Annotated in this window: 12 protein-coding genes; 5 read left to right on the top strand and 7 right to left on the bottom strand. The window is 70.4% G+C overall.

Translation table 11 applies throughout. The features are described from left to right. Window positions 1-11: 11 nt before the first annotated feature. From HD596_RS37785 to HD596_RS37760, 5 genes are all read right to left on the bottom strand, one after another. Window positions 12-965: an ABC transporter permease gene (locus HD596_RS37785; protein WP_185074263.1), complete on the bottom strand. Its 954-nt coding sequence runs from the start codon at window positions 963-965 to the stop codon at window positions 12-14. Next, window positions 962-1,921 (bottom strand): ABC transporter permease, encoded by a 960-nt coding sequence (locus HD596_RS37780; RefSeq protein WP_185074262.1) that lies wholly within the window; start codon window positions 1,919-1,921, stop codon window positions 962-964. The genes HD596_RS37785 and HD596_RS37780 overlap by 4 nt, the downstream gene beginning before the upstream one ends. Continuing rightward, window positions 1,914-4,154, bottom strand: coding sequence for an ATP-binding cassette domain-containing protein (locus tag HD596_RS60630; protein WP_246555127.1), 2,241 nt, complete (start codon window positions 4,152-4,154; stop codon window positions 1,914-1,916). Before HD596_RS60630 ends, HD596_RS37780 begins: the two co-directional genes overlap by 8 nt. Window position 4,155: 1 nt before the next feature. Beyond that, entirely contained in the window at window positions 4,156-5,223 is a 1,068-nt protein-coding gene (locus HD596_RS37765) for an ABC transporter substrate-binding protein (RefSeq protein ID WP_185074261.1), read from the bottom strand. A gap of 316 nt (window positions 5,224-5,539) precedes the next feature. After that, window positions 5,540-8,071, bottom strand: a complete 2,532-nt coding sequence (locus HD596_RS37760; protein ID WP_221519687.1) for a PA14 domain-containing protein — start codon at window positions 8,069-8,071, stop codon at window positions 5,540-5,542. Window positions 8,072-8,233: 162 nt separating this feature from the next. Here HD596_RS37760 and HD596_RS37755 point away from each other — a divergent pair, with 162 nt between their 5' ends. The 5 genes from HD596_RS37755 (at window position 8,234) to HD596_RS37735 (ending at window position 14,731) form a co-directional block, all read left to right on the top strand. Then, on the top strand, window positions 8,234-9,034 hold the full coding sequence (locus HD596_RS37755; protein WP_313045888.1) for a DeoR/GlpR family DNA-binding transcription regulator: 801 nt from the start codon (window positions 8,234-8,236) through the stop codon (window positions 9,032-9,034). Window positions 9,035-9,317: 283 nt separating this feature from the next. After that, on the top strand, window positions 9,318-10,946 hold the full coding sequence (locus HD596_RS62460; protein ID WP_185074260.1) for an IS1634 family transposase: 1,629 nt from the start codon (window positions 9,318-9,320) through the stop codon (window positions 10,944-10,946). A gap of 1,186 nt (window positions 10,947-12,132) precedes the next feature. Beyond that, on the top strand, window positions 12,133-12,684 hold the full coding sequence (locus HD596_RS37745) for a TetR/AcrR family transcriptional regulator (protein ID WP_185074259.1): 552 nt from the start codon (window positions 12,133-12,135) through the stop codon (window positions 12,682-12,684). After that, on the top strand, window positions 12,668-13,072 hold the full coding sequence (locus tag HD596_RS37740; protein WP_221519686.1) for a DUF5360 family protein: 405 nt from the start codon (window positions 12,668-12,670) through the stop codon (window positions 13,070-13,072). Before HD596_RS37745 ends, HD596_RS37740 begins: the two co-directional genes overlap by 17 nt. 150 nt (window positions 13,073-13,222) lie before the next feature. Next, window positions 13,223-14,731 (top strand): sugar ABC transporter ATP-binding protein, encoded by a 1,509-nt coding sequence (locus HD596_RS37735; protein ID WP_313045884.1) that lies wholly within the window; start codon window positions 13,223-13,225, stop codon window positions 14,729-14,731. 160 nt (window positions 14,732-14,891) lie between these two features. Here the strand turns inward: HD596_RS37735 and HD596_RS37730 are convergent, their stop codons facing one another. Continuing rightward, window positions 14,892-15,890: a coiled-coil domain-containing protein gene (locus tag HD596_RS37730; RefSeq protein WP_313045882.1), complete on the bottom strand. Its 999-nt coding sequence runs from the start codon at window positions 15,888-15,890 to the stop codon at window positions 14,892-14,894. Window positions 15,891-16,002: 112 nt separating this feature from the next. Further along, window positions 16,003-17,670 carry a serine/threonine-protein kinase gene (locus tag HD596_RS37725; RefSeq protein WP_185074257.1) on the bottom strand — a complete coding sequence of 556 codons (1,668 nt, stop codon included), beginning with the start codon at window positions 17,668-17,670 and terminating at the stop codon, window positions 16,003-16,005. Window positions 17,671-17,786 lie beyond the last annotated feature (116 nt).

The raw sequence follows: 17,786 nt of genomic DNA, 5'->3' as shown, positions 1-17,786 counted from the left end.
GCGGCTCGCCCCTACGTCAGCCGCTGCGCCTTGCTCAGCAGCCGCTGCGCCACCACGACCAGCGCCAGGAACATCCCGCTCACCACCTGCTGGAACGCCGACGTCAGGCTCCCCACCTGGTTGATCAGGCTCTGGATGACGCCCAGCAGCAGCACCCCGGCCACGGTCCCGGTGATGCCGCCCGCTCCCCCGGTCAGCAGCGTGCCGCCGATCACGACGGCCGCGATGGCGTCCAGTTCGAGGCCGATGCCGAGGATCGTCACCCCGGAGGAGAGCCGGGCGGCGTTCAACGCTCCCGCCAGGCCCGCGAGGAGGGCGGACATCACGTACACGTAGACCTTCGTACGCGCGACCGGGACGCCCATGAAGGCCGCCGCCTGCTCGTTGCCGCCGATGGCGTAGACGTTCTGGCCGAAGCCGGTGCGCTGCAGCAGGACCATCGCCAGCAGGGCCAGGATGATCGTGATGTAGACGGGGTACGACAGGCCGAGGAGCTCGCCCTGGCCGAGGGTGGCGAAGGCCCGATTTTTCACGAGATAGGTGGTGGCGCCCTCGTTCGAGATCGCCAGCATCAGGCCGCGCACGCCGAGCAGCCCCGCCAGGGTCACGATGAACGGCGCCATCCCCGTACGCGCGATGACCAGGCCCTGGAGCAGGCCGACCACCCCGCACACGGCCAGGGGCAGCAGCAGCGCCACGATCAGCCCGTACTGCGACCCGTACGCGGCCAGCACGCCGCCGAGCACGAACAGCGACCCCACCGACAGGTCGATCCCGCCGCTGATGATGACGAACGTCATCCCGATCGCGATGACCGCCAGGAAGGACGACGACACGACGACGCTGGCGGCGTTCTCCGGCGTGGCGAACGAGTCGAACGCCAGGCTGCCCACGATCACCAGCAGGCCGAGCACCATCATGGCGCCGTGCTGCTGGAGGATGCGGCTCACCTGTTCACGGTTCATCGGCGCTCCCGGGTGGCGTAGACGGCGGCCAGGATGATGACCGCCTGGACCATCTGGGTCCACGACTGCGGCAGGTTGTGCTTGATCAGCGTGGCCGACAGCAGTTGCATGAGCAGCGCGCCCATGACCGTGCTCAGCACCCTGATGCGGCCGCCGGTCAGCGGGGTGCCGCCGACCACGACCGCCGTGATCGCCGACAGCTCGATGAAGAGCCCGAGCGAGGTCGGGTCGCTGGCCTGCAGCCGGGCCGTGGCCAGCACCCCGGCCAGCGCCGCCAGCAGCCCCGAGATCACGTAGACGGTCAGGAGCACGCGTTTGACCGGCAGCCCGGACAGCTCGCTGGCCGACCGGTTGCCGCCGATCGCCACCACCTGCCGCCCGAACGTGGTCCGCCGCACCACGAACAGCACGACCACCGTCAGCGCCGCCGCGATGAGCACGATGACCGGGATCCCGGCGACCGAACTGCTGCCGAGCGCGATCAGGTCCGGGTTGCGGAACTCGACGAGCTGCGGCACCAGGACGTTCGCCAGCCCGCGTACACCGACCAGCAGCGCCAGGGTGGCCACGATCGGCTGCACTCCGACGTACGCCACCAGCGCCCCGCCCGCCGCCCCGACCACGGCGCCTCCGGCCACGGCCACGATCAGCGCGGGCAGCCAGCCGTACCCGAGGTAGAGCACGACCAGCGCGGCCGCGAGCGCCATCACCGAGCCGACCGACAGGTCGATGCCCTGGGTGCCGATCACCAGCGCCATGCCGAGCGAGACGATCACGATGGGGGTGACCTGGACGAGCTGGGTGCGGAAGTTCGCCGCGTCCAGGAAGTGGGGGGTGAACAGCACGTTGAACAGCAGCAGCGCCAGCACCGCCGCGTACACGCCGTAATCCTGGACCCAGGCGAACAGGCGCGGCTTGAGCACGGCGACGCGCCCCTGCACGGTGAGCTCAGCCATCGCCCCGCTCCTCGCCCGCCCGCCCCACAGCCGCCTCATCCACGGCCGCCTGCTCCGCTGTCTTGCGCTCCACGGCCGCCTGCTCCACCGTCTTGCGCTCCACGGGCGGCTGATCCGCAGCCGGGTGCTCCGCGATCGTCGCCATGATCCTCTCCTCGGTGACCTCTTCGCCCGACAGCTCCCCCACGACCGCGCCCTCGCGCAACACCAGGATCCTGTCGGCGCCCTCGACCAACTCCTCCAGGTCGGAGGAGATCAGCAGCACGCCCAGCCCCTCCTCGGCCAGCTCGTCGATCAGCGCCTGCACCTCGGCCTTCGCGCCGACGTCGATGCCCCGGGTGGGCTCGTCGAGCAGTAGCACCTTGGGTCGCACGGCCAGCCAGCGGGCGAGCAGCACCTTCTGCTGGTTGCCACCGGACAACTCCGAGACCAGCTGATGCGGCGACGCGGCCTTGATCCTCAGCCTCCGCATGAAGATCTCGACCACCCGGTCGATCTTCGCATCGGACACCACGCCTGCCGTACCCAGGCTCGGGAGGGCGGCCAGGGCGATGTTCTCCCGTACCGAGAGGGTCGGGATGATGCCCTCGGCCTTGCGATCCTCGGGCAGCAGGCTCACCCCCGCCCTGATCGCCGCCTTCGTCCCCTTACGGAGCGGCCGGCCCGCCACCAGCACCTGGCCGCCGTCGAGCGGGAGCGCACCGACGATGGCCTTGGCGGTCTCGGTCCGCCCCGCGCCCAGCAGTCCGCCCAGCCCGACGACCTCACCGGGCGCGATGGCCACGTCCACGCCGTCGAGAACGTGACGGCGAGTGAGCCCCCGCGCCTCGACCACAGGCGCACCCACCCCAACGCCCATCTGGACCACACCCAGCCCATCGGACCCCAGCCCGTCAGACCCCAGCCCGTCAGACCCCAGCCCGTCAGATTCGAGCGGCGGGTCAGCCGAGGCACCGCCGGTCACCGAAGCACCGGAACCGGCCACACCCACAGCCCCCTCGGACGCCGCGTGCACTGGCGGCGTTGCAGGCCCCGCCGGCTCCGCAGACCTTTCCGACGCCACCGCAGACCCTTCCGACGACGCCACCGGTCCTTCCAACGATGCCGCCGGTCCTTCCGACGCCACCGCAGGTCCTTCCGAGCCCACAGGTCGCTCCGACGCCGCGATCTCCGACGGCGCCGCACGCCTCGCCGACGCCGCCAGATCCGCCGACGCCCCCGCAAAACCGGCCGAGCTCACGAGCCCTTCCGACCCCGCAAGCCCCAAAGCGGTCGCAGACCGCGCCGCCTCCGCAGGCCCCTCAGAGGCCGTCTGCCCCTCCGGCGTTGCAGACCGCGCTGACACCGCAGGGCCCGCTGCCGAGGTCGCGGGCCCTCTCGCGACCGCCGATCCCTCCAGCGTCGCGGGTCCCGCCGATGCCGCGAGCTCCGGTGGGGACGGGGCAAGGGTGGTGGTGCGGTGGCGGGTGCGGGAGAAGCGGGTGAGGCCGCCCGTACGGACCTCGTTCAGGTCACGTCCCAGCATGAGCGAGATGAGGCGCAGCCGCTCCACCTCGGCGAGCGGCCCCGAGTGGGCGACGCGGCCGTCCCGTAACACCGTCACCTGGTCGCACACCCGATACAGCTCGTCCAGCCGGTGGCTGACGTACATGACGGCGATCCCCGCGTCCCGCAGCCGCCGGATCACCCCGAACAGCGTCTCCACCTCCCGCGGCTCCAGCGAGGACGTGGGCTCGTCCATGATGACCACCCGCGCGTCCACCGAGACCGCCCTGGCCAGGGCGACCATCTGCTGGGCCCCGACCCCGAGGGTGCGCAACGGCCGGCGGACGTCGGTCGCGACGCCGTACCCGGCGAGAACGCGTTGCGCCTGCCCGTGCATCGCAGCCGCGTCGATCACCCCGAAGCGGCCGCGCGGCTCGCGGCCGAGCAGCAGGTTGCGGGCCACGCTCATCATCGGGACGAGGTTGACCTCCTGGTAGATGGTGGAGATCCCGGCGCGCTGCGCTTCCATCGGGGTGCCGAAGACGGCGGGATCCCCCTGGTAGCGCAGCTCGCCGCCGTCCGGCCGGTACACGCCGGTGAAGACCTTGATCAGCGTGGACTTGCCCGCGCCGTTCTCGCCGACGAGGGCGTGCACCTCGCCCGGGCGCAGGGCGAGGGACACACCGTCGAGAGCGAGTACGCCGGGGAAGCGCTTGCTGACCGCCCGGGCCTCGAGAACCGGTTCCAAGTCAGTACGCCTCACCGAGGGAGTCCTTGGCGTTGCCCGTGTCGTAGTCCCGGTCCGAGATGATCACCTTGTCCGGGATGGGCTGCCCGTCGAGGAACTTCTGGGCGGTCTCGAAGGCGAGCGGCCCGAAGCGGGGGTTCGACTCGATGACCGCGTGCAGCCAGCCGTCGGCGATGCCCTGGACGGCGCTGCGGGTGCCGTCCACCGACACGATCTTGATGTCGCCGGGCTCCTTGCCCGCGCCCTTCAGCGCGGTGACGGCGCCCAGGGCCATCTCGTCGTTCTCGGCGTAGATGCCGTTGATGTCGGGGTTGGACTGGATGAGCTGCTCGGTGACCTGCTGCCCCTTCTCACGAGCGAACTCGCCGGTCTGCTCGAACGAGATCGTGATCCCGGGCGCCTTCTCCTTGACGCGGTCCTTGAAGCCGTTCGTGCGCTCGGTGGTGACGTTGTTGCCGGGGGCACCGAGGAGGATGGCGACCTTGCCCTTGCCGTTCAGCGCCTCGATCATGCGGTCGGCGGCGCGCTTGCCCTGCTCGTAGAAGTCCGAGCCGATGAACGTCAGGTAGTCGCTGCACGCCTTGGCGTTGATCTTCCGGTCCACCGTGATGATCGGGATCTTCTTGGCGGCGGCCTGCTGGAGGACCGGCTCCCAGCCGTCGGAGTTCAGGGGCGCGATGACCAGGAGCCGTACGCCCTGGGCGATGAGCTGCTGGACGTCGGTGATCTGCTTGGAGAACTGGGACTGGGCGTTGGTGACCTTGAGGTTCGCGATGCCGAGCTTGGCGGCCTCGTCCTTGATCGATTTGGTCTCGGCGATGCGGAAGGGGTTGGCCTCCTTCTCCGACTGCGAGAACCCGACCGTGGCCGTCTTGAGGTCGAACTTCGTCCCACCGAACTGATCCAGCGTGCACGTCGGCCCGGCCGAGCCGGAGGGCGACTGCACGACCTGCTGCCCCGCCGTGCTCGCGGCGGCGGGCGCGCTCTGTGGTGCCTCCGCCTTGGCGCACGCGGTCGCGGTGAGGAGGACGGCCAGGGTTAATGCGGCTGTCCGGACATGGGGGGTCATGGCGTTCCTTTCCTATCAGTCCCGGCGCCCGGGCCACAGGGGCCCGGGCAACCGGCCGTTCACCGTGAGCGCCGTGTTCACGCCCGCGGTTCCAGGCGGGGCTCGGCGCACGCGGTTCGAGCAGGATCTGTGCACGCGGCTCCCAAGCGGGGAGTCCCACGCACGGCCTTCCACGCACGGCCTTCCACACACGGCCTTCCACGCACGGCGTTTCAGGTGCGGCGTTTCAGGTGCGGCGTTTCAGGCGCGGTGTTTCAGGTGCGGTGTTTCAGTCCGCGCCGTGTGACGGGTGCAGTGGGAGTCCAGGTGCGGTGTTTCAGGTGCAGGTTGGGTTGATGGCGCTCGTCAGGGCCGTGTTGGCGTCGTGTACGCGCTTCACGTCCGGCTTCGTGACCGCCCGGTCGTACGTCATCAGGCCGTTCAGCTCGGTCTCCACGTCCGTGGTCTGGGTGTAGATCGCGGCGCTGAGCTGCTCGCAGGCGTGCAGCCGCTCGAGCTCCTTGACCATCCCGACGTACCGGGTGGTGAGGGCCTCGGGGTCGGGTTCGACCGCGTAGCCCCAGCCGCCGCCCGACCAGGTGTGGCCGATCAGCGGCAGGCCGAGCCCGCCGTACTCGCCGAGCACGTTCGCCCGCGTCCCCGACGGCTTGCCGGGGTTGCCGGGGCCCGGGTAGATGTGGAAGTCCTTGACGTCGCCGTTGCCGCCGTCGACCGCGCCGCAGCAGTTGATCCCGCTCATGTTGTTCACCAGGCGCGACGGGTCCCAGCTCTTGACCAGATCGGCGATGCGCGCCTGGTCGTACTGGCCCCACCCCTCGTTGAACGGCACCCACATGATGATCGACGGGCTGCTGCGGTGCTGGTCGACGAGCTCGCGCAGCTCGGCCTCGAACTGGGGTCTGTCATCCGTGCGGAACGCCGCCGGCATGTCCTGCCAGACCAGCAGGCCGAGCTTGTCGGCGTGGTAGTACCAGCGGTCGGACTCGACCTTGACGTGCTTGCGGACGGCGTTGAAGCCGAGCGCCTTGGTCTGCTCCAGGTCGTACCGCAGCGCCTCGTCGGTCGGCGGCGTGTAGATGCCGTCCGGCCAGAAGCCCTGGTCGAGCGGGCCGAGCTGGAAGACGGGCTGCCCGTTCAGCAGGATGCGGTTGCCGGAGACCGCGATGGAGCGCATCCCGAAGTAGGACTCCACCTTGTCGTCCTTGAGTTTGACCTCCAGGTCGTACAGGTGCGGGTTGTCGGGGGTCCAGAGCTTGGGGTTCGGCACGGGGAGTCTGAGTTCGCGGCCCACCGGGCCGGTCACCTTGCCCACGACGCGGCGGCCGTCCCTGGCGGTGACCGTCGCCTTGCCGCCGGTGCCCTGGACGGTCACGTACAGCGCCTGGCCGCGCAGGTCGGGCACGGTGTCGACGCGGTCGATGCGCTGCTTGGCGACCGGCTCGATCCAGACGGTCTGCCAGATGCCGGAGTTCGCGGTGTACCAGATGCCGCTCGGGTCGAGCCGCTGCTTGCCGATGGCCTGGGTGCCGGCGTCGGTCGGGTCGTACACGCCGACGATCAGCTCCTGCGGGCCGCTGCGCTTGAGCGCGTCGGTCACGTCCGCGGTGATCCGGCCGTAGCCGCCCTTGTGGGTGGTGACCTGCTTTCCGTTCACGTACACCGTGGACTGCCAGTCCACCGCGTCGAGGTGCAGCAGCAGCCGCTCGCCGCGCCAGGAGCGGGGCACGTCGAACGTCCTGCGGTACCACATGCGCTCCTCGTGCCGGCCGATGCCGGACAGCTGCGACTCCACCGGGTACGGCACGACGATGCGCTCGGGCAGGTCGCGGCCCACGGGCGCGGCCTCGTCCGCCTTGGCGGGGGCGAACTGCCACTTGCCGTTGAGGCTGCGCCAGCGGTCCCGTACGAGCTGGGGCCGGGGGTATTCGGGCAGCGGGTCGGCCGGGTTGACGTCGTCAGACCACTTCGTCCGCAGGATGTAGGCGGAGCCGTTGGTGACGTAGGCATACGGGAAGGCTTCGACCGGGCTGCCGTCGGCGTAGGTGAGGCCGCCGGCGCCGTTGTAGGCGGCGCGGACGGTGCTGCCGGCCTTGGACGGGATCGGATATTTGAGCTTCAGCTCCACCGTTTGCGGATTTTTCAGGGTTGCGGAGCTTGTGGGCCACTTGGTGCCCGCGACTGTGATGTCCAGCTTGCTGAGGGCGTCCGCCGGCAGCGCTCCCAGAGGCTTGGCGAACGTCAGCGCCGCGACGTCACCGGCCGCGTTCACCCTGGCGTCGGACGGCCCGGGCGGCGCGAACCCCTCGGGCAGCGTGAACGCCTCCGCGGGCACGATCTGCTTCGGCTGGCTCGGGCTCTGCCAGCGCAGCCGCAGGTTCGCGCCGCCGAAGTGCTCGAAGTACTCGACCTTGAAGTCGTACTTCTTGCCGGCCTCCAGGGCGATCGGGGTGCCGGTCTGCTCCCGGTCCCAGTCGTCCACCCAGTGGTCGATGATCGGCTTGCCGTCCACCCAGAGGCGGAAGCCGTTGTCGCCGATGATGGAGAAGGTGTACGTCTCGGCGTACTTGGGCTGGATCTGACCCGTCCACCGTACGGAGACGTCATCCTCCCTGCCGGCCAGCAGCCTGAACGTCGGATTCAGGTCTGTCAGCTCCAGGTTGGGGTCGACGACGCTGGCTTTCAGCTCGGCGAAGTCGAACTTCCCCGCCCCGGAGGCGAGGTAGTAGTCACCGCGCAGCCCGTTCGGGGCTGCGGCGGCCCGGTCGGGAGCTGCGGCAGTAGCGGGGAGCGACGGCTGCCATAACAGGGACATCAGTACGGCCAGCGGGAACGCGAGGCGCTTGCGCACGGGGGGTCCTTTCGAAACGCGCCGATCAGGTTCGGACAGCTTTTGACCCTGACACGCTCTCAAGTAAGCACCGACGGACCGAGCTGGTCAAGATTTCCGATCAAATTCGTTCTCATACGATCAGAGGTGAACTCATCTTGGCCTGTCCACTATGATCGGGACGTGAGCGACACGCAGAGCGACGGACGCAGACCCGTGTTCGCCGCTGAGCGCCGGCAGCGCATCCTGGAGCTGGTGCGCGCCAACGGCGCGGTGTCGCTGCGCGAGCTCGCCCAGGCCGTGCACTCCTCCGAGGTCACCGTCCGCCGCGACCTGCGCGCGCTGGAGTCGGAGGGCCTGCTCAACCGCCACCACGGCGGCGCCACCCTGCCCGGCGAGCTGTCACGCGAGGCCGGATACGCGCACAAGGTGTCGCTCGAGTCGGCCGAGAAGGCCGCCATCGCCGACCTGGCCGCCGCCCTCGTCGAGGACGGCGACGCGATCGTGATCGGTCCCGGCACCACGACGCAGGAGTTCGCCCGCCGCCTGACCAGGCACTCCGAACTGGCCGTGGTGACCAGCTCCCTCCTGGTCGCGCAGGTGCTGGCCGGGTCACCGCGGGTCGAGGTGATGCTCACCGGCGGCACGCTGCGCGGCTCGATCCTGGCCCTGGTGGGCAGCGCCGCCGAGCACTCGCTGGCGGGGCTGCGGGTGCGCCGGGCGTTCATCTCGGGCAACGGCCTGACGGCCGAGCGCGGCCTGTCGACGCCCAACATGCAGGTGGCGGGCGTCGACCGAGCGCTGGCGACGGCCGCGGAGGAGGTCGTGGTGCTGGCCGACCACACCAAGATCGGCGTGGACACGATGGTCCAGACGGTGCCGCCGGACCGCATCGACCACCTGGTCACGGACGACGCGGCACCCCGGGACGTACTCGACGACCTGAGCGCCCGCGGCGTCCGCCTCCACGTCGCCCAGTTCTGACCCCTCCAGCTCGCCGAGCACCCCGTCGTCGCCCGTACGCGGCCTCGGACCGGGCCTTGGGGGGTGGCATGGGCGGGCAGAGGCTCAGCACGGAACAGACGCGGCGACCACGGCCGAACGAACGACCGCAACCGGCATGGGCGCAGACGGGCGCCAGAACGGGCGGGTAAACACAGCCGGATACGGCGGCCGGGCGGGCGCGAGCCGACGGCAGCTAGCCCCGTTTTCCGCATGTGAGGTTGTTTGAAGATCGCTGGGTTGCTGTGGTGATCGTTGTCGCGGTATGACCTGGCTGGTGAGACAGCGTGCGGAGTGGGGTCGGGCCAGTGTCGAGAAGATACTGGGAGCGTTACCGGTGGTGGCAGGGTTCTGCTCCCGGCTGCGGATCCGGGAGCTGGTGGATGCGGCCTGCCCCGTACGCGATACCGCAGAGCTGACTCATGGCCAGGTGATCGAGGTGCTGGTGGCCAACCGGCTGACCTCGCCCGCTCCGCTGGTGCACGTCCAGGCATGGGCCAGGCAGTGGGCGGTGGGTGAGGCGTTCGGCGTCGAGCCCGAGTTGCTGAACGATGACCGGATCGGGCGTGCTCTGGATGCCATCGCCCCGCATCTGGATCAGCTCGTCGGATCGGTCGGGCTGGCCGCGATCGAGGCGTTCGGTATCGACGTGACCCGCTTGCACTGGGACATGACCTCGATCTCGCTGCACGGCGACTACGACGATGCCGAGTCCGGCTTCGCACGACCCAGGTTCGGTCATCCCAAGGACCGGCGGCCGGATCTGAAGCAGATCCAAAGCGGGATCGCCGTCAGCTCCGACGGCGCGATCCCGGTCTTTCACCGTGCCTACGACGGCGCCGCAGGGGAAGTGGCCCAGGTCATCGGCGCTATGCAGGCCCTGCAACGGCTGGCCGGCCCGCAGCAGGTCCTCATGGTCGGCGATTCCAAGCTGATCTCTTACGCCAACCTGGCCGCGATGATCGCCGATGAGGTGGGTTTCATCGCCCCCGCCTCCAAGATGTTCGTCAGCGCCCAGACGCTGGCCGGCCTCGATCTGGCCACGGCCCGGCCGGTGGATTACATCGCCGCCCGCGACGCCGGCAAGAGCGCCGACCGGCGCGGCGTCTGGCACGTGCGCGAAGACACCATGACGCTGGCCGGGCCGCGCAAGAACGACCCGGTGCTGAGGCTGCGGCGGATCTTCGTGCATTCCTCGGCCCGTGCTCAGGCGGCCGCCAGCGCCCGGGCCAAGAAGCTGGCGCGGGCCGGTGAGGATCTGGTCCGGCTGGAACGCGGCCTGGGCAGCCGCCACTATCCCGACGAGCAGGCGGTCACCGACCGGATCACCGCGATCGGCCGCGCCCGCCGGGTGAGCGCCTACCTGACCGCTGAGACCGGCACCGACCGGCTCACCGGCAAGCCCACCCTCGCCTGGCACTTCGACGCCCACGCCCTGGACGCTGAAGCCGCCACCGACGGCTGGTACGCCTTGCTGACCAACCTCGACCCACGTCAGGCCGATACCGAACAAGTGCTGCGCCACTACAAAGGCCAGGAAGCCGTCGAGCGCCGCTACCAGGCGTTCAAAGGCCCGCTGGCCGTCACCAACCTGTACCTCAAGAACAACCGCCGCATCAACGCGCTGATCACCGTCATCTGCCTGGCCCTGCTCATCTTCTGCCTGATCGAACGCCAAGTCCGCCTCGCACTGGCCGCCCGCGGAGCGACCAAGGTCGACGGGTTGTACGCCGGCAGGCCCGCCGTTCCCACCGGCAAGCTCGTCCTGGACGCGCTGACCGGCATCCGGCTGATCCCGGGCATCGGGCAGTCACCCCCGACCATCCCGCAACCCACCGATCTTCAACTCCATCTCCTGGACCTCCTCGACATCGATCCACGAGACCTCCGCTGAAGATCGCTCACATGCGGAAAACGGGGCTAGCTCAGGCCAGCGAGCAGTCGCGGGCCGATGGCAGGCGGCAAAGGCGCGCGAGCCGACGGCAGTTGGCGCAGGCCAGCGGGCAGTCGCGGGTGGTTGCGGGGCGACAGGGCGGGCGCGCGCCGGTTGCGGATGACAAAGGCGGGCGCGCCGGTTGCGGATGACAAAGGCGGGCGCGGGCCGGTGGCGGGCGACAAAGGCGGGCGCGGGCCGGTGGCGGGCGACAAAGGCGGGCGCGGGCCGGTGGCGGTTAGCGCAGGCGGACGAGCCGACGCGGGCCAGAAGCAGACGGCGCAGGCGTGGCTGGGGAGACGACCACGGCGTACACAGGGCGGCCGGGCGTGCGCGAGCAGGCGGGCATGCGAGACGGGCCAGGCGACGCTGCGGGCGGTCGCGGACGAACCGGCACCAACGAAGCGGCACGAACGAACGGCAGGCGACCTGGGTCGGCACGAGCGCGCTAGCAGGCGACGAGGTGAGCGGGAGCAGGCGCGAGTGCAGGCGCAGGGCGCGAGAGCGGGCGCAAGCGCGGGGGCGAGCGCAGGAGCCGGAGCGGGCGCAAGCGCGGGGGCGAGCGCAGGAGCCGGAGCGAGCGCAGGAGCGGACGCAGGGAGCAGGCGCGGACGCAGGGAGCAGGCGCGAGAGCGGGCGCAAGCGCGAGAGCGAGCACGAGCACGGGCACGGGCACGGGCGCAGGCGCAGGCGCAGGCGGGGAACAAGAGCGAGCGCAGGAGCAAGAGCGAGCGCAGGAGCAAGACTGGGGCGCGGGCGCGGGCGCGAGCGTGGGAGGCGGGTGTGTGGGCGGCGGGTGATGGTGTCGGATAGCCGGGCGTGGGGGCACCGGCCGACGGGGGCGGGCAGCTGGCCGACGAGGTAACCGAGCGCAGGGGCGGGCGGGGTGATCGAGCATCGGGGATGGGAGCGAGCTGATGCAGGGCGGTGAAGGTGGCGTGGGGTGAAGGTCGAAGCGCGTCCGGCTGTAGCCCTGATCACCCTCGGCGTCAGTGGCTGGCCTGCCTCGGGCTTGCGCCCAAGATCGCAATTGTGCGGACCGTGAGTTCCTGATCGCTCGGAGCTTCTCGTTCACTGATCGCGCCAGAGCACCCAGCGGCGGTCGGATCGGGGGAAACTATACCGGTCGACCGGTATAGTTTTCTTCATGCCGCGACCCAGCTCGAAAGAACGACTGCTCGACGCCGCCGCCGAGGTGTTGCTGTCCGAGGGGGCCGAGGCTCTGACTCTGGAAGCGGTGGCTCGGCGGGCAGGGGTGTCCAAGGGTGGCTTGTTCTACCACTTCCCCACCAAGCAGGCGCTGGTCGCCGCCATGGTCGACCGCCTGACCAACGCTTTCGACCAAGCACTGGCCGAGACCGGTGCCGAGCCGGGTGACTTTCTACGTGCTTACCTGAACGCGACGATCCCCGAACACCACACCGCCGCCAACGCTCCGGCCGACCGGGTGACCGCCGCGTTGCTGGCCGGGGTGCTCGTGGATCCGGCAGGGCTTGCGCCGCTGCGGAAGCGGTTCGCCGCCTGGCAGGCCCGGTTGACCGACGACGGCATCGACCCGGCCGCGGCGACGGCGGTACGGCTGGCCATCGACGGCTGGTGGGCGGCCAGGCTGCTCGGGCTCGGCGAACCAGACGCGGCACTGCACGAACAGACCAGGCGTTACCTGATGGAGGAGATCGACCGTGCTACGCGTCACTAAGGCGTTGATGCTGCTCACGGATCTGGCGTTCGTCGGCTACTTCACCATCACCGGGCTGGGGCTGATCCCGCTCGAATGGGCGTTCGCCGACTACACCGACCCGCTGATGGCCGATTGGAACTGGTCGTTCCTCTGGATCGACCTGCTGGCCAGCGCCACCGGACTGGCCAGCCTGCACCTCCTGCGCCGAGCCTCCCCGTCCGGGCCGGGACTGATGCTGGTCTCGCTCGTGCTGACCATGGCCTCCGGCTTGATGGCGATCGCGTTCTGGACACTACGCGGTGACTTCTCGCTGGTCTGGTGGCTGCCGAACCTCTACCTCATGCTCTTCCCGGTCCCGGCGATCGTCTGTCTCACGCGGTCGCGACCAAGCTTCACCGCTTCCTAGCGGGTAACCGCTCGGGGCTCGACCCCATTGGTTCCGGGAGCTCCGGGTGAGCGTGACGAGTTGCGCTCGTTTCTGATCGAATGTGACAAGGCCGTTACTGTAATGTTTCCTTCCTCGACCACGATCGAGGCGGAGGCAACCGTGCTACAGGTGGCAGGCGTTCTCAAGACGTTCCAGGGTGTCACCGCCCTCGACCACGTCACCCTGTCCATACGCCCCGGCGAGGTGCACGCGCTGATCGGCGGCAACGGGGCGGGCAAGTCGACCCTGGTGAAGGTGCTCTCCGGGGTCCACCAGCCGGACGCGGGCGAGCTGCGCCTCATGGGTGAGCCGATCAGGTTCGCCAACCCGGCCGACGCCAAGCGGGCCGGGATCGCCACCGTCCACCAGGAGACGAACCTCGTACCGACCATGAGCGTCGCCCGTAACCTCCTCCTGGGGAGGGAGCCCAGGGGGCGGCTCGGGCTGATCGACTCCGCGGCCGTGCACGCGCGGGCCGAGCGGGTGCTGGCCGCGTACGGGCTGGAGGTGGACGTGCGCCGGCCGCTCGGCGCGCTGGGCGAGGGCGCGCGCCAGCTCGTCGCGCTGGCCAGGGCCGCCTCGGCGGACGCGCGGGTGGTCATCATGGACGAGCCCACGTCGGCGCTGGCGCACGGCGAGCTGGAGACGCTGTTCGGGGCCGTGCGGCGGCTGCGAGAGGAGGGCCGGTCGGTCGTGTACGTCACGCACCGGCTGGAGGAGCTGTACGGGATCTGCGACCGGGTCACGGTGCTGCGCGAGGGGCGGGTCGTGCACACGGGACCGCTGGCGGGGCTCGACCGGTTACGACTGGTCTCGCTCATGCTGGGAAGACCGTTCCACCCCGTGGAGCCCGTCCAGCACACCGGCGAGCCGGCCGAGTCCGCCGACCTGCCGGTGCTCGAGGCCAAGGGTCTGACCCGCCACCACGTACTGGACGGGGTGTCGCTCGCGATGCGGGCGGGCGAGGTGGTCGGGCTGGGCGGGCTGCTCGGCGCGGGGCGCAGCGAGACGGCCCGGGCCATCGCGGGCGTGCTGCCGGTGGACGCGGGCCAGGTGACGGTGGCGGGGGCGCGTTCCGGCAAGTGGTCGATCAGGAACGCCATCCGCGCCGGCGTCGGCCTGGTGCCGGAGAACCGGAAGACCGAGGGCATCGTGCCCACGCTGTCAGTACGCGACAACATCGCCCTGGCGGCCCTGCCCCGGCTGTCGCGGGCGGGGATCGTGTCGGACGCGCGGGTGGACAGCATCGTGGCGACGTTCATGAAGCGGCTCGGGATCAAGGCCGTCTCCCCGCGGCAGCCCGCCGGGGAGCTGTCGGGCGGGAACCAGCAGAAGGTGCTGCTGGCGCGCTGGCTGGCCATGCACCCGAAGGTGCTGCTGCTGGACGAGCCGACCCGGGGCGTGGACGTGGCGACGAAGGTGGAGATGCAGGCGCTGCTGGACGAGCTGGCGGTGGACGGGCTGGCGATCCTGCTGATCTCGTCGGACGTGAGCGAGCTGGTGGAGAACTGCGACAGCGTGGTCGTGCTGCGCGACGGGGCGATCACCGATCAGCTGGTCGGGCCCGAGGTCACGGAGGACCGCCTGCTGGCGGCCCTGGCCAAAGACGCCGAAGAGGCTAAAGAGGCCAAAGACTAGCCCGGGGCGGAGGGTTGGTCTCGGCATGCCCAGGGCTGGGTGGGCGGTTGGCCGTGGGGGCAGGTGAGGTGGGGAGGGGCGGGCGTTGAGGGTCCCGTTACTGTGTCCGGCGCCCGTGGCTCGCTGGCGCCCAGCAGCAGCCAGCGCACCGCCCAACCCCCTAATAGACCGAAATATGGGGATGATCGTAGTGGTTCGCGGTCGTCCCACCCCGGTCCGACATGGTCCGCCAGGCGCCGGTCCTGGCGTGCCAGATCCGCTGCCGGTAGATGATGTACATGATCCCCAACCGCTTGGAGTTCTTGATCGCCCACTCCGCGATCTCGTTGCCCCGCGCGATCTCCGCCCCACCGGGCATCGCACCACCACGACTCAGCATGAAGTCGCAGGCCCGCCCCAGCGGATGCTCGCCACCGTCCTGGATCGCCCGGTAACACCCGATCCCGTACGGTACGCCGAACCGTTCCTTGATGAGCTGCTTGACCAGCCGCATCCGGGGCGTGATGTTGTCGGCCCCGCCGGGCAGCTGCGGCACCCACGTGCCGTCCGGCCGCCGCACGCCGGGCCCGATGTACAGCTGGTCGATCTTCTCCTTGATCCGGTCGATCTGCTTCTCGGCCTTGTTCTTGCGCTTCTCCAGCTCGTCCACCGTCTGGGCGAGCTCCTTGGCGCGCGCGTCGGCCTCGTCCTTGGCCTGCTGGTGGGCGTCCCTGACCTGAGCGTAGCCGCGCAGCCGGGTCTCCTGGAGCACGATGAGGTGCTGGTTGAGCGCCATCCGGCCGAGCAGGGACGTCGGGTCCTGGTCGGAGGTGAGCATGGCGATCTGGCCGGGGTCGCCGCCGATGTACTGGGCCACGGCCATGGCGCGGAGCTCGGCGGACTCGCGGTCGTAGATCGCCTGGGCCGCGGCCAGCTTCTCCCGCGCCGACTTTTCCGATTTTTCGGCTTTTTGCCGGGCGATTCTGCTGCTGTAGTAGTCGGCGATGAGCTTGTCCGACTCCTTCTGGAGCGCGGCGAGCTCCTTCTTGAGCTGCTTCACCGTGGGCTTGGGCGCGGCCTGCGCCGGAGCCCCCGCCATCAGCAGTGCCACGGCGAGCGTCGCCGCGAAGAGCGTACGGACCAGTCCGCGTAGCCGGTCGGCGCGGGACGCAACCGCCACACTTCTCCTCACCCCGAGCCGCAGGGCAGGTTCCGGTCAGCAGTTATCCAGGCCGGGGGACGCCCTCTATCCGACTGCTGATAGTAGAGGATCACCCCGCTCCGCACACAACTCACAACTTTTCGGTATCGCGCGGCCGGCGTACCCTCCGCACCACGATCTGCCGTCCGACGAGCACCGAGCCCGGCACGACCACCATTCCCAGGAGGCTCGACCCCAGGCCGAGGTCGATGTCCAGGAGCCCGTCATCGTCGTCGCCGCCGAGGATCGGCAGGTTCACCGACACCTTGACGGAGACGGAGATGAGCGGCTCCCTGTTCCTGGTCGGGGTGCTGGGATCGGGCGCGCTCGTGGCCGGAGGCCGGGTGGCGGGCGGCTCGGTGTCCGGCGGCCTGGTCGCCGGTGGTCTCGTGGCCGAGGGTTCGCTGGTGGGCGGCCGCGTGGTGGGCCGCTCAGTCGGCCGCTCAGTCGGCCGCTCAGTCGGCCGCTCAGTCGGCCGCTCAGTCGGCCGCTCAGTCGGCCGCTCGGTCGGCCGCTCGGTCGGCCGACCGGACCGAGTCGGCTGCCGCGTCGGCTCCCGGGTGGCGGCGGGAGGCGGTGAGCCGGGAGGAGCCGTGGGAAGAGCCGTCGGCTGACCGGCGAACGTGACGGGCGGCGTCCCAGTGATCGACCCGCTCGGGGTAGGCGCGGAGGTGGGCGAGGCGGGTGCCGGGGTCCGCGACGGCCGCGGCGCGGCGGACGTGGCGGGCGGCAGCGCGACGCCCGTCCCCGGCCCCGGCTCCGGCGGGTCCCCCAGGATCACGAACGCCGACACGACCGCCGCGGCGGTCGCCAGCACCAGCCCGCCCGTCACCGCGAACTTGGCCGCCGGCGCCAGCGTGCTCTGCACCACGCTGGTGGTGGTGCTCTCGGCCACCGGTTGCGCCTTGGGTAACAGCGCGGCCAGCGGCAGGATCAGGATGGCGAGCCCGGCCCGCCCGCGCGTCTCCCATTCCGGGCCGTACTCGGCGAGCGCGACCCCCTCCAGCTCGGCCAGGAACTCCTCCGCCGACGAGGGCCGCCCGGCCGGGTCCTTGGCCAGGCCGTGTTCGAGCAGCGGCCGCAGCGCCTCCTCGACCTCACCCAACTGGGGCAGGATGTGCTGGTGCTGGTAGGCGAGCGCGGCCACGTTCTCGCCCTGGAAGGCGCGGTGGCCGGTCAGGCACTCGAAGAACACCAGCGTGGCGGCGTACACGTCGGTCGCGGGGCCGGCCGGCGCGTCGTCCCACTGCTCGGGCGCCATGTACGGGGGCGTGCCGACGAGCGCGGCCGTCTCCCCGAAGTGGGCCGCCACGCCGAAGTCGACGAGCTTGCTCTCCCCGTCCTGGGTGATGATGACGTTCTCGGGTTTGAAGTCCCGGTGGACGACGCCGCGCCGGTGCGCCTCGGCCAGCCCGAGCAGCGCGCCCTTCAGCACCACGAGCGCCGCCTCCGGGCCCGTCGCGCCCTCGTGCTCCAGCAGCCGCCGCAGCGTGACGCCGTCGACCAGCTCCATCACGATGACGGCGTCGTCCTGGCCCTCGACGTATTCGAGCAGGCGGGCGGTGTGCGGGCTGTCGATCTCGCGGATGACCTCGGCCTCCGCCCGGAACCGCTCGACGAACTCCGCGTCCGCGCGCAGCGGCTCGGACAGGTGTTTGATCGCGACGGCAACCCCGTCTGAGTCCCGTACGGCGAGCATCACCCGACCTGTCCCGCCGTGTCCGAGTTCCCGGATCTCGGTGTAGCCGGGAACCTCCATGTGGGACCTCCTGACCGGATAAAGATCCTTATGTCAGGACGCTAACCTGGGGTCACATCCTGTGTCGAGTCCCTTCGCGCGAGTAACCGGACCGCTGCCGCAATCGGTATGTTTAC

This window comes from Nonomuraea jabiensis (assembly GCF_014204795.1).
In the GTDB taxonomy this organism is placed as follows: Bacteria; Actinomycetota; Actinomycetes; order Streptosporangiales; family Streptosporangiaceae; genus Nonomuraea; species Nonomuraea jabiensis.
This window is presented reverse-complemented; position numbering and strand designations above follow the sequence as displayed.